At 54.0% G+C, this 11,824-nt stretch carries 10 protein-coding genes; 4 read left to right on the top strand and 6 right to left on the bottom strand.

Going from position 1 to position 11,824, the window contains the following annotated elements; translation table 11 throughout:
- Positions 1–3 precede the first annotated feature (3 nt).
- Positions 4–342: a TfoX/Sxy family protein gene (locus AC0JZ1_RS08500; protein WP_471881950.1), complete on the top strand. Its 339-nt coding sequence runs from the start codon at positions 4–6 to the stop codon at positions 340–342.
- A 23-nt stretch (positions 343–365) separates the two neighbouring features.
- On the opposite strand, the gene AC0JZ1_RS08505 is transcribed toward AC0JZ1_RS08500, so the two are convergent.
- The 5 genes from AC0JZ1_RS08505 to bcp form a co-directional block, all read right to left on the bottom strand.
- Positions 366–782 carry an NUDIX domain-containing protein gene (locus AC0JZ1_RS08505; RefSeq protein WP_471881951.1) on the bottom strand — a complete coding sequence of 139 codons (417 nt, stop codon included), beginning with the start codon at positions 780–782 and terminating at the stop codon, positions 366–368.
- Positions 783–784: 2 nt separating this feature from the next.
- Positions 785–2,278 carry a DEAD/DEAH box helicase gene (locus AC0JZ1_RS08510; RefSeq protein WP_471881952.1) on the bottom strand — a complete coding sequence of 498 codons (1,494 nt, stop codon included), beginning with the start codon at positions 2,276–2,278 and terminating at the stop codon, positions 785–787.
- A 178-nt stretch (positions 2,279–2,456) separates the two neighbouring features.
- Positions 2,457–3,722, bottom strand: a complete 1,266-nt coding sequence (locus AC0JZ1_RS08515; protein ID WP_471881953.1) for a M23 family metallopeptidase — start codon at positions 3,720–3,722, stop codon at positions 2,457–2,459.
- An 84-nt stretch (positions 3,723–3,806) separates the two neighbouring features.
- The gene (locus AC0JZ1_RS08520) at positions 3,807–4,649 is read right to left on the bottom strand and encodes a ferritin-like domain-containing protein (RefSeq protein ID WP_471881954.1); all 843 of its coding nucleotides are present in this window, start codon (positions 4,647–4,649) and stop codon (positions 3,807–3,809) included.
- Positions 4,650–4,663: 14 nt separating this feature from the next.
- Positions 4,664–5,131, bottom strand: a complete 468-nt coding sequence (bcp, locus tag AC0JZ1_RS08525) for a thioredoxin-dependent thiol peroxidase (protein ID WP_471881955.1) — start codon at positions 5,129–5,131, stop codon at positions 4,664–4,666.
- A 270-nt stretch (positions 5,132–5,401) separates the two neighbouring features.
- Between bcp and AC0JZ1_RS08530 the strand changes: the two genes are divergently transcribed.
- The 3 genes from AC0JZ1_RS08530 (at position 5,402) to AC0JZ1_RS08540 (ending at position 10,355) form a co-directional block, all read left to right on the top strand.
- Positions 5,402–8,653 carry a YhdP family protein gene (locus AC0JZ1_RS08530; RefSeq protein WP_471881956.1) on the top strand — a complete coding sequence of 1,084 codons (3,252 nt, stop codon included), beginning with the start codon at positions 5,402–5,404 and terminating at the stop codon, positions 8,651–8,653.
- 86 nt (positions 8,654–8,739) lie between these two features.
- Positions 8,740–9,567 (top strand): ABC transporter ATP-binding protein, encoded by an 828-nt coding sequence (locus tag AC0JZ1_RS08535; RefSeq protein WP_471883397.1) that lies wholly within the window; start codon positions 8,740–8,742, stop codon positions 9,565–9,567.
- A complete protein-coding gene (locus AC0JZ1_RS08540) occupies positions 9,564–10,355 on the top strand; it encodes a hypothetical protein (RefSeq protein ID WP_471881957.1) in 792 nt (263 codons plus the stop codon). The genes AC0JZ1_RS08535 and AC0JZ1_RS08540 overlap by 4 nt, the downstream gene beginning before the upstream one ends.
- Before the next feature lie 51 nt (positions 10,356–10,406).
- Here the strand turns inward: AC0JZ1_RS08540 and tyrS are convergent, their stop codons facing one another.
- Positions 10,407–11,660, bottom strand: a complete 1,254-nt coding sequence (gene tyrS, locus AC0JZ1_RS08545; protein WP_471881958.1) for a tyrosine--tRNA ligase — start codon at positions 11,658–11,660, stop codon at positions 10,407–10,409.
- Between the last annotated feature and the right edge of the window lie 164 nt (positions 11,661–11,824).

The following is an 11,824-nucleotide window of genomic DNA, read 5'->3' on the forward strand; positions in this document are numbered from 1 at the left end:
GTGATGGACAATGAAGCGCTTGAAGAAATGTTCGACGCGGTTGCTCCTATCACCATTCGCCGAATGTTTGGTGGCAAGGGTATCTATCGCCATGGCATCATCTTCGCATTGGACCTGAACGACGAGGTGATGCTGAAAGCGGATGCGGAGACTGCGCCGCTCTTTGAGGCAGCGGGCGCTCGCCAATGGTGCTATGAAGGAAAGACTGGCAAACCGGTTCTAATGCCTTATTGGTCGATACCGGATGAAGCCTTGGACGATCCTGATCTCATGGCGCGTTGGGCGCGCTTGGCTTACGAAGCAGGAGAAAGAACCGCCAATGCGAATTCCGCCCGCAAGTGATGATAGCCGCGGGCCGATCCACGTTATGTAAGGGCGGCGATGGCGTCCTGTGCAAACCTGGATAGCGGCTGTGGAAGATTATCGATCGAAAACCACCCGAACTCGGAAAGCTTGTCGGGCTCAGTGAGCGTGGGATCACCGCTGAAATCGTCGGTCAGATAAATGATCGAAACCCAGTGCTGCCGGTCTGCATCGATCAATTGTTCTGACAGGCAGAGAAATTGAGCAGAATTAATTTTTAGGCCGCTCTCTTCTTCAGCTTCCCGCATCGAAGCGTCAACGGAATACTCCATGTGATCGACCTTGCCGCCCACAATATTCCAGTGGCCGGCTTCAGGTGCTTTCACACGTTTGTACAGAAGGAGCTTTCCATCAGCCCGACGGATGACCAGCCCAGTGCCAACACCGGGAAAATCCACACCGGGTAAACCTGCTGGCAAAATTAAACCTTGGCGTTGGCGACAATCAACATGAAGGCCGGGATATCATCGCCGAAACCAACAGGTGTCGGACCATCATCGTGGTCACGATGGTGGTGGTTTCTGCGGCGCTCGCGATGGTCATCGTTCGCAGGGTAGGGACGGCTGTTGCGTCCCTGATTGTGCCTGCGATTATCTGCCTTCGGCTGTTCTGCGCTCACGCTTTCCGTCCTTGTTTCAATAGCTTCCGATTCAGCCTTTGGAGCGTCGTCTTTCTGACGTACTTCGCTCTTTGAGCCCGAACCGCGTTTGCCGCGGCCTCTGTCCTTGTCACGCCCCTTGCGAGAACGATCACTGTCATGGCTCTCCATCGGCGCTGGCAGCGCAGATAGATCGCCATCTTGCCATTCGATCTTCTCACCAATGAGCTTTTCGATAGCATCCACGTATTTGGTGTCCGCTTTGGTGACGAGCGTGAAGGCGCGGCCTGAACGGCCTGCCCGGCCCGTACGGCCAATGCGGTGGACATAGTCTTCGGCGTGAATCGGAACGTCGAAGTTGAAAACGTGGCTTACATCTGGAATGTCGAGACCGCGTGCGGCGACATCTGAAGCAACCAGCAGAGTGATATTGTTATCTTTGAAGTTCGCCAACATCGTAGTGCGCGAGCGCTGATCCATGTCACCGTGCAGCGCGCCGACTGAGAAGCCGTGGCGATCTAGCGAACGGAACAGATCCGCGACATCCTTCTTGCGATTGCAGAAGATGATAGCGTTCTTCAGATCGTCCTGTGCACGAATGAGATCCCGAAGCTTCGCGCGTTTTTCATAGTCCTTCGTGTGGGAAGCAACAAATCTCTGCGTGACAGTTTTAGCCGTCGAAGAGGGAGGTGCAACTTCAACCCGTTCAGGATTTTGCAGGAAGCGATCAGCCAACTTCTGAATTTCTGGCGGCATTGTTGCCGAGAAAAACAGGGTTTGACGCGTGAAAGGAATCATCTTTGCGATGCGTTCGATATCGGGGATAAAGCCCATATCCAGCATGCGGTCGGCTTCATCGATCACGAGGATTTCAACGCCGGTCATCAGCAGCTTGCCGCGCTCGCAATGATCGAGAAGGCGACCCGGTGTGCAGATCAGCACGTCCGCACCCCGCTCTAGCTTGCGGTCCTGCTCGTCAAAGGACACGCCGCCAATCAGAAGGGCGACATTAAGTTTATGATTTTTGCCGTATTTTTCGAAGTTTTCTGCCACCTGCGCTGCGAGTTCGCGCGTCGGTTCCAGAATGAGAGTGCGCGGCATGCGCGCACGGGCGCGACCCTTTTCGAGCAGGGTCAGCATCGGTAGAACGAAGGAAGCTGTTTTGCCTGTCCCCGTCTGCGCGATTCCGCAAATATCGCGGCGCTGGAGTGCATGCGGAATGGCACCCGCCTGGATTGGCGTAGGCGTGGAGTAGCCCGCGTCGGTGACTGCAGAGAGGACTTTCTGGCTCAGGCCGAGATCAGCAAATGTGGTCAAAGAGAAAACTATTTCCGTTCAGGTTCACGAGGAACATGTGTTGATCGGAACCGCGATAGCGTCCGATTATGGCGGCGAGATAAGCCGAATGAGGCAGAAAGTCAAGAAAAGCCGAAAGTCCGGCTCCGAATTGATGGTTCGGGCACGGCTTTTTGATAGGTTATGATTAAGTAACCTGTTAATTCAGATATGTGGTCAGCTTAAGGCCAGCATTCAAGAAGTGCATTGGATCAATTGCGTCCCCATTTCTGCGCACCTCGTAATGAACATGAGGGCCGGTAGAACGCCCAGTGCTTCCTGCCCTTCCGATCGTTTCGCCGGTGGTGACGGTATCACCTACAGACACCAGAATCGAAGAGAGGTGGCCGTAACGGGTGGTGATTCCTTGGCCATGGTCGATTTCCACCATATTGCCGTAACCCCCGCTGGGGCCGGCGTTGACCACTTTGCCTGCGCCAGTTGCCTTCACCGCAGTTCCGGTTTCTGCCTGAAAATCAACGCCAGCATGAAGGGCAAGGCGACCCAAGAAGGGATCGATTCGATTGCCAAATCCGCTGCTAATCTCGTGGCCGGGAGCGGGGTTTGCAAATGGAAGCTGAACCGCCGCCTGCCTGACGTTTTCCAGCCGGTTCAAAGCTTGATCGAGTGCATTCATCGAATTGTCGAATGAATTGATGCTTATTGGCTCCACGAAGGGCCCACCGATTCCACCGGCATCCTTTGTTGGTACCTGAACACCTGTGCGTAGCATGATGGATGCCATTGCATCTGCCGTGCGCGACGCATCGACCGTTAGATTGCGAATACGCTTCAGTTGCTCCTGCTCAACGTTCTTAAGTGAAAGCGTGACTTTCGAGAAAATGCGGTCTGCATGGTCTGCTACACTCTCGTGTCCACTAGGTTGAGTAGCTTTGGTTGAAGCTGCTTGCCTTTCACCAAAGATGCCATCTATGGCTCCATGACCTTCGGACAGGCTGCCTTGTCGCTGGAGATTCTCCTGTTGGTAGGCGGAAGCCTTGCCGGCAGAGCCTCCAAGACCTGATTCTTCGGCTCGCTCCATCAGGCTGCCAAGTTTGCCGTGACGCGAAAAGAGAGCGTCCTGCTGCTCCAGCAATTGCTCCACCTTTTGCTCCACAACTTGCTGATCCAGCAATTGACGGGAGGTTATCCGATCGAGCTGCGCTCTGAGTGCCGAAATGCGGTCTTCATAGTCATTCTGCATTCGCGCCTGACGTGCAAGCGAAGCACCAATCAGATCGTCCCGTAGGACGAGATAGGCGGTAGCTCCGAGGTAGGCAAAAGTTACGGTGCAGAAGAATGCGAGTGACATAACAATCATCCAGGGACGGATCGTCATGTGGCGAACACGTTCACCAGAGGCCAGGATTAGCGTATGCTCAGTGCGGCGATTGCCAAAGATGCGATGTTCGCCATCTCTTGCCACTTTAATTCTCCGCGCCTGAATCGCTTTACACCAACGCGTTTGACTACACCGCGTTAAGGTTAATGTGCGGTTAACTTGCTAGGCTTAAGCGTGGCTGATCGGGCTGAGGGCACGGTAAAATGAGGGGGTCAATCCAGCTTCCGCTCTTGCTAGATCGTTGAATGGAGGCTTCAGCGGACCGCGAAAATTGGTCCTCACCAATTCCTTGAATGTAGCGGCCGGATCTTTGCGTTCTCGCGCGCACAGGAAACGAAACCACTTTGCGCCGACGGCGACATGGCCTTTTTCGTCATTATAGATGACATCGAGAATGGCCGCAGTTTCCAGGTCCCCAGTTTCACGCATCTTGGCTTGCAGAGATGGAGTGACGTCCAGGCCGCGTGCTTCCAAAATGAGAGGGACGACTGCCAAGCGAGCAGTCAAATTATTGCGTGTTGAATGGGCGGCTTGCCATAGTCCGTCATGGGCAGGCATATCCCCATAATCAGCGCCTAGTTGTCTTAATCGATCCCTCACCATGCGGAAATGCTTGGCTTCTTCAAAGGCCACCTGCATCCAGCCATCAAAGAAGGAGTGCGGCACTGGTTCTGTTGCGTAGCGGGCAACAATATCCAGCGCCAGATCGACTGCATTAAGTTCAATATGGGCGATAGCATGCAGCGTCGCAATGCGGCCATTCAAAGTGTGAAGTGAACGCTTCTCCACCGCCTTCGGTGGCACAAGTTCCGGCTTTTCAGGTCTTCCTGGTCGCTCTGGCGCCGAAGGATCAAGGGGTGAGCGCAGCGAGATCCTGCGCTCGAACCATCGTGTTGCTACATTTTGCGCCAAGGCGGTTTTAATGTCGAGATCGGCGGAGGCGATGGCTAAAATTGCACCGCCTCTTAATGAAGTCACTGACGGGAGTTGAATATCTTGAGCCTGTGTCATGGCTCCGTGATGTCTCACAAGGCTTTAACGGCTTCAAGCACCTCTTGCGCATGGCCAGCAACTTTCACCTTCGGCCAAATCTTTGCAATCTTTCCATCTGCGTCAATCAAGAATGTAGAACGCTCGATACCCATGTAGGTCTTTCCATACATGCTTTTCTCTTTCCACACGCCGTAAGCGTTTGCCGCCACTTGTTCCTCGTCGGCAGCCAGTGCAATGCCAAGACTATGCTTCTTGATGAATTTGTCGTGTTTTGCAGCGGAATCAGGCGAGATGCCGATGATGGTTGCGCCGGCTTTCTCAAACTCTGGTGCGAGTGCGGTAAAATCCAGGGCTTCTGTTGTGCAGCCGCTCGTATCATCCTTCGGATAGAAGTAAACGACGACCGGTTTTCCCTTGAATTCGGACAGTGAAATTGTGCTGCCGCCATCGCGGGGAAGGGTGAACTCAGGAGCGATATCTCCAACAGCAAGTCCGGACATTGTTTTCCTTTCTTTTGCCAGCTTATGGGATCAATGTTGCCGCAATCGGTATATACTGGCGCCGCTAAGGTCCAGATCACATGATTCTCGTGCCTCTTCAAAATTCGGAGCGACATGGCGGAAATTCGAGGGGAAAAAGTCAGTTTCCGCCGTAAGGATCTGATTCCGTTGCATAAAATGCCGTCTGCGCAGACGCGTGATCCTATGATCGTGCATTGCCCTGTGCGGACTCCCCGTTGGCGTAGCTTCGTTAAGTTCTGCAGCATCTTTGTGCTGCTCGTTGCTGCCGCTGTGGCCAGCGGTTTTTTTGCAATCGAGACCGGCGCAATCGATGGGGCGCTCAACAGCCGCGCCCAGTCGGCGCTGAATAGCGCCATAGGTCCGCGCTATCAGGCGACGGTTGGTTCCACCGCCATTCGCTTCGATTCCGATTTTCGTTTGGCGCTAGAGGCGCGCAAAGTCGACATTATTGAAGTGGCGACTGGTGCGCATCTCACGAATACCGGCTCCATCCGGCTAGCAATAGATCCTCTGGCACTTGCCAGCGGGCGCGTTTCCATACGCCATCTCGAAGCCGATACCATTAATCTGGATACAGCGCTGCTTCCCGCCAGCGAGCCGATGGACCTTTCGACGACACGCATCGATTTGCTGCCTGCGACGCTTGAGCAGGCTTTTCAGCGCCTTGATGAGGCGCGTGGGCTTATTGAGCGCACCAAAACCAATTCGGTGCGGATTGCCGGCATCAATATTCAATTTCCGCCAGATCGGGAAGGCAAGGTGTCCACCCTCGTTATCGATGAGCTGGATCTTAGCCTGAACGAAGAAGGGCAGGTGGCGCTTAAGGGCGTTATGCATCTTGATGGACGTCGAGCGGAGCTAAGTGTAGCTTCAGTTGCGGAAAATGGTGTCACACGTGCATTGACAGCCAAGATCACCAGTCTGGATCTCACTCCCTTTCTCTTGCAGCGCATGCCCGATGGTGCGCCGCGAGAGGGGCTGGAAGGCTCCATTGATATCAACCTCTCCGCGTCGCGTGATACGGTTGAAACGAAGCCCTCCATAAAGGCAGAAATTTCCCACGCGCCGGGCAAGGTTTATTTTGATGGCGTTCCTCAGGAGCTTTCGAGTGCCGAAGTCCGTGTCGCCTATAACTTCTCGAAAAACTCAATAGAAATCCTTCCGTCCGAGATGCGTTTCGGTCCTACCATTCTTCCTCTGACCGGAGCCGTGGTTGATCTGGACAGATTGAACAAGGATGAGAAGCGACCAGGCTTTGGCCTGGACCTGCTCATCAGCGGCGGTCATGCGCAGGGGGAGGCAGGTGGTGAAGCACCCGTAGTTTTCGATCTTCGGGCGGCCGGGCGCTTTTTGACTGCAGCGCGCAGCCTTGAATTTGATAACATGCAGGTTTCGAGCCCCATGGGCCAAATGGCTGCATCATTAAAGGTGCATTTCCCCGGCAAAGTTTCTCCGGAAATCAGCTTTGGCGGGCAGCTTCCTCGCATGGAGGCAGCGGCCGTCAAGCAGCTATGGCCCTTCTGGATGGCGCGCAAGGCGCGCGACTGGGTTGTAGCCAACCTTTTTGGTGGCACTGTCACCAACGGTTCGATTGCAGTGTTCATTCCCGAAGGACGAATGAAGGGCCCGGGCATTCCGATGGAACTGGATGCCAACGAACTTCGCATCAGCTTCGATATCGCAGATACCCGCCTAAATCTTCCCGGCGACATCCCTCCCATCCGGAATATTGAAGGGCACTTCGACCTAAAGGGCGAGCAGTTGGCGGTTAAGGTTGCCAAGGCCTCCTCGTTCTTCCCCTCAGGTCGTTCGGTGAATATCGATGGCGGCACCTTCGCAATGCCATCCACCTATGGCAAGCCGCTGATGGCGGATTTGCAGATGAAACTTTCCGGCGATGCCAATGCGATTGCCGAAGCGGCTTCTTTCAAGCCGATCGAGGGGTTGAGGGGGACCGATTTTGCTCCGCAGGACTTTGCTGGAAAAGCCAGCGCCGAGGTTTCTGCCAAATTTGGTTTGATCAAGGATCAAAACCCACCGCAGCCTACCTTTAATGCGCGGGTAGAATTGGACGATGTAAAGCTTTCCAAGAAAGTTGAGGATCGCAGCATATCAGACGTCAATGGCGTTCTGACGGTGGACGATCAGGCCGTACGTATCGACACTGAAGCCAATATTGATGGCGTTCCGGCTGATGTGGAATTCGTTCAGCCCCTCAATGATCGCTCCAAGGTTGAAAAGAAGCTTATGGTGAACGCGACGCTGAATAATGAACAGCGCGACAAACTGGCACCGGGCCTCTCGGATATCGTCAATGGCCCAATTGATCTTGAGCTGACCCGGATCGACGCAACAAAGCAGGCCATCAAACTGGACCTATCGCGTAGCCGTCTTTCTGTGCCGTGGCTTGGGTGGACGAAGGGCAGTGGAGTACCTGCAAAAGCAACACTGGAAGTATCTGCAAAGGATGGCAATCTCGATATCCGCAAGCTGGACCTATCCGGTGATGGCTTTGGGGTGGGCGGCGACGTTTCGGTGCGAAACGGCAATTTCACATCTGCAGATTTCTCGCGGGTGAAATTGTCTCCGTCCGATGATTTTGCAGTGTCTATTCGCAGGAGCAAGGGCGGCTTTGACATCACCGCAAACGGCGATACGGCGGACATTCGCCCGGTTCTGGCCAAGCTGAAAGATCGCGGCGATGGTAGCGCATCCAATGGAAAGGATAGTTCTGCGGCTCGCGTGAAGCTGAAGCTCGACCGGATTATTGGCTTTAACGATGAAACGATCCGAAATGCCAACGGCGAGATCACCGTGCGGGAAGGCGATCTGCAGGCGCTGGATTTTAACGGTGTGACGGATAGCGGTCAGGCAGTTGTTGCCAAAACCAGCAATGGTGGAAGAGGGGACCTGATCACCCTGACCAGCAGTGATGCAGGTTCGCTCGCACGCTTCGCCAACCTCTACAACAATCTGCGCGGTGGCCTGCTTAATATTCGATTGGAAAATGAAGCTGGTCCAAATTGGAGCGGAAATGTGGATATCAGAAGCTTTTCCCTGGCCAATGAAAACCGCCTGCAATCCATGGTCTCCACACCAGGCCAGGATGGCCGCAGCCTGAATTCTGCCGTCAAGAAGGACATTGATGTCAGCTCGGCTAAATTCCAACGCGCCTTTGCACGAATTGTATACCGCGAAGGAGCGGTTTCCGTGGAGAACGGCGTGGTACGTGGAGAGCAGATCGGCGCAACATTCCAAGGCATGCTGCGGGACGCTTCAGGCCGTATGGATATGACCGGAACCTTCATGCCAGCCTACGGCCTGAACCGGCTGTTTGCCGAATTGCCGATCATCGGAACGATCCTTGGCAACGGACGCGACCGTGGCTTGCTTGGAATCACATTTAAGGTCAGCGGACCGTTTGAAAAGCCACAACTCGTCGTCAATCCGCTTTCTATTATTGCTCCCGGTGTCTTCCGGCAAATCTTTGAATTCCAATAAGGTCCAATATTTTGAGCGCAATTACTCTGTCAAATGTTTCGAAAAGTTTTGGCTGGGGAGAGGCGCGAATTCAAGCTCTTACGGATGTGTCACTGGAAGTTCCGCAGGCTGGCGTTTTTGGACTACTGGGGCCAAACGGAGCGGGCAAAAGCACCTTGCTACGAATTATTTGCGGAATGATCAGAGCTGATAAGGGCAGGGTCAATTTATTCGGCGTACAGGCCGATCCTAAGGGCAGGGCTAAGTTAGGCACTCTCATCGATTCTCCGACCTTCTATCCCTTCATGAGCGCAATGCAGTTTCTCACCACGCTAGCGGATGTTTCCGGTGTACGACCGGATATAGACGCGCTCCTTCGCCGGGTAGATTTGGTGCATGCCAGGGATCAAAAGATTGCTGGTTTTTCGCTTGGTATGCGGCAGAGGCTCGGCGTGGCTGCCACTCTCGTTGCTCAGCCTCAGGCCGTGATATTTGATGAGCCGACCAACGGGTTAGACCCTGACGGTATGATTGAGATGAGACGCCTCATTCAGGATCTCGCCAAGGAGGAAGGCATTGCCGTTCTATTATCCAGCCACTTGCTGGACGAGGTTGAGAAGGTTGCTGATCAAGTCGCTATCCTGAGCCATGGAAAACTCGTCTCACAAGGTCGAGTGGCGGAGCTCCTCGGCGGTCGGGAATATCTCTGGCTTGATGCACGCCCTCAAGCAGCTGTGTTGGAGCGTCTGGGTGACAAGGCCAAAGTTGATGCTGAAGGGATGGCGGTCACCATCATTCGATCTGAGGTGCCGGAACTGCTGAAAACTCTGGCTTCGCAGAATTTCGAAATCCATGAGGCCAAATGGGTTCGTCCGAAACTGGAAAGTGTTTTCTTGGCACAAACGCGCGGCGAAGGTCAGGGGCAACCACAATGAGCCGCTTGGTATTGGCAGAGATCAGAAAGATAGCACGTCAAAAAAGCCTGTTCCTCTCGGGCTTTTTGCTCGTTCCCGTTTTCGCGCTGCTTGTGAAGTTTTTGATGCATGTGGTGATCTTTCGTCGGCTAGCTCGTTCTGACGTCACGGAGACGATTGATCTTTTCGCCATAGCGGCAAGGTCCATGAGCATTTCCGGGAACAGTTTGGCCAGCCTGTTTTTCGCGCTCGGCGTAGCATCAATTTTCGCAGTCGATTACCGCTATGGCACTTGGCGTCATTTGGTGCCGAGACGCAGCCGTTCAGTGCTTTGGCTCGCCAAGTTCTTGACCGCATTCCTATTTCTACTTTTAAGCGTCATGCTCGTGATTGCGGGCGAGCTTGTATTGACATGTGTGGTGGTGTTAGGCGGTCAAAGCGGTGTTGCGCTCTCAATCGTACCGGAAAGTTCATCGTTGTTTTTCTTATCTTTTCTGACAGTCTGCCTTGAACTTTCCGTTCTTGCAGGGCTGGCTTCGCTTATCACAATCCTCGCTCGCTCATCCATGCCAGCGGTTATTATTATATTTCTTTTCGCACTCGGCACTACTTTGGCAAATGCCTATCTGGGGCACGCGAACGAGTTATGGTGGCTGCCCGCTGAGACTGCCAGTCGTGTGCGAGATGCGATTTCAGGTAGCTGGAGCCCAGACGCATCAGTCTCTATGGGGGCGCTCCTAGCTTGGGCGATCGGCCTGCCAGCCGTGAGTTGCGTTATCTTCCGTTATCAGGAGTTGCCCAATGAATAAGAGCCGGGTTTGGTAGCTCGGGTCTCATAAATGTGTCGTTTGGCCGACATTTTATACCGGGCGCACCAGTATGTGTTTTTTCTTGCCAAGCGAGAGCTTGATCACGCCATCCGCGGTGATTTCCGATGCGCCGATTATCTTGCGTTCGTCGGTCATCGCCACATCATTGATGCGCACTGCACCGCCCTGAACATGGCGACGCGCTTCGCCATTGGATGCGGCAAGACCTGCGCGCACCACGAGTGAGAGGAGGCCAAGGCCTGCTTCCAGTTCCGCTTTGGGAACGTCGATGGAGGGAAGCGTATCGGCAAGTGCGCCTTCTTCGAATGTTTTGCGGGCGGTTTCTGCCGCCTGCTGAGCAGCCTCGCGACCATGGAGGATTGCCGTGACTTCGGTTGCAAGCACCTTCTTGGCTTCATTGATTTCAGATCCACCAAGGGCTGCCAGACGGGCGATCTCATCCATCGGCAACGTGGTGAAGAGTTTGAGGAAGCGATGAACGTCAGCATCTTCCGTGTTGCGCCAGTACTGCCAGAAATCGTAGATCGGCATGAGTTCCGCATTAAGCCACACGGCACCCGATGCGGATTTTCCCATTTTTGCGCCGGAAGAGGTGGTCAGCAGCGGCGAGGTAAGGGCGTAGAGCTGAGGCGTGCCCATTCGGTGACCGAGATCGATGCCGTTGATGATGTTGCCCCACTGGTCCGAGCCACCCATCTGCAGGCGGCATTCGTAGCGGCGCGATAGCTCCACGAAATCGTAAGCCTGCAAAATCATGTAGTTGAATTCGAGGAATGAGAGAGACTGCTCACGGTCCAGACGCGTCTTCACACTATCGAAGGAAAGCATGCGGTTGACGGAGAAGTGACGACCGACGTCCCGCAGAAACTCGAGATAGTTAAGCGGACGCAGCCATTCGGCATTGTTGATCATCAATGCGGCATTACCGGCGTGATCGTAGTCAAGATAGTTCGAAAAGCAGCGCTTGATCGATGCAATGTTCTCCTCGATCATATCGACCGTCATCAGCTTGCGTGCCTCTTCCTTAAAGGAAGGATCGCCAACCATTCCAGTACCGCCGCCCATGAGAGAGATTGGCCGGTGTCCCGTTTCCTGGAACCAGTGCAGCATCATGATCTGCGTCAGATGACCGACGTGCAGGCTGGAAGCTGTTGGGTCGTAGCCGATATAGGCCGTCACCTTCTCTTTGTTCAGCAGATCATCCAGCCCGGTTTCATCGGAAACCTGGTGAATAAAACCGCGTTCGTCGAGTGTGCGGAGAAAATCGGATTTGAACCTGGACATGATTAAACTCTGACGGATGTTATCGAACTGTACGAAGGCGCGTCTAACACTGTTTCAAGCCGGAATCACGCCAAAAGTAGAGGTGCTACCTGTTGCTATATGGTTCTAGCCGCCTGTGCGAGACTAGGGTATGATTAGTGATCGCATTGGATGAGGTTCTCCGG

It is taken from the genome of Affinirhizobium capsici (assembly GCF_977018625.1).